Genomic DNA, 1,120 nt, shown 5'->3' with positions numbered 1-1,120 from the left:
AGGCGCCCAGCAGGCCAGCTCGTTTCAAGAGTTTTCCTCAGCTCCGCATACTCCGTTCGAGGGAGCTTGGGATTGGCTCACCACGCAGATGCAGTCCTCCACGCCCTCGTCTGCGAGGTCTCCGTCCTCAGACATCTACCGCGGTCTTGACCCTCTGGTTGATTTGCCCTCCACCTCCTCGTCTGCGAGGTCTCCGTCGTCAGACATCTACCGCGGTCTTGAACCTCTGGTTGATTTGCCCTCCACCCCGCACGAGTTGCGTGACGATGCTCACTATGTACCGGCGTTTCCGAGCACATCGGCGGATGCTCAGATAGCGGCGTTGAATCAGACAGCCTCGTCCCACGGCCACGGTGGGCTAGAGCTCGGCGCCAGGGATTGGCTGAGCGACGAGCATATCGCGGCGGATTACATGCTTCTGATTCAGGAGCTGCAGCGGGACAATCCGGATCTCGCCTCCCGCACGCGGCTCGTGGATCCGCTCATAGCCCACTATCATCTGCGCTTGGGCTCCGAGAGCGTGGCGACGCGCGCCTTCCAGCGCATTGTCCATGATCACGATGGTGATGACACAGCCGACTTCCTGTTCCTGCCAGTGAGCGATGCCAGTGCTTCGGATCCCAATCGCCGCGGCAGCCATTGGTCGCTGCTGCTCGTTGATCGTCGCGAACGGGCAAGGCCGGCTGCCTATCATTACGATTCCGCCGTGGGATACAACGACGGGCCTGCAGCACTGCTCGCACAACGGCTGGGCGCTCGTCTGGAGCTAGCCCGCATGACCCAGCAGAGCAACGGCTATGATTGCGGTGTCTTTGTGCTGGACGGGACGCGGGCATTGGTTAGGGGCCTGGCGCAAAGAGGACGGTCAGGCGTGCTGCACCTCGACAACCTCGTTATCGATCGGCTGGCACTGCAAACCCGACTGAGGCGCTGACTGGGCTGGCTGCTGATAGAGCTGGCTGGAGCGGTTCTGGGCGACATCAGCACCCCTTATATGCGGGGCCCTGAACGAGGGAGCGACGATGACATGCCTCCGCTTGCGAATCGGCCAGCCAGCCGGTCAACAGGCGCACTCTGGCCTGGATCGGAGGTGGAACATGACGGGCATGGACGAGCGGCG

1 protein-coding gene is annotated in these 1,120 nt (G+C 62.3%); it reads left to right on the top strand.

Going from position 1 to position 1,120, the window contains the following annotated elements; genetic code table 11:
• A partial coding sequence (locus RFM68_RS33485) for a Ulp1 family isopeptidase (RefSeq protein ID WP_320237199.1) occupies positions 1–934 on the top strand: 934 nt, incomplete at its 5' end.
• Between the last annotated feature and the right edge of the window lie 186 nt (positions 935–1,120).

It is taken from the genome of Mesorhizobium montanum, assembly GCF_033977145.1.
Taxonomy (GTDB): Bacteria; Pseudomonadota; Alphaproteobacteria; order Rhizobiales; family Rhizobiaceae; genus Mesorhizobium; species Mesorhizobium montanum.
Note: the sequence above shows the minus strand (reverse complement) of the source record. Positions and strands in the feature narration are given on the sequence as shown.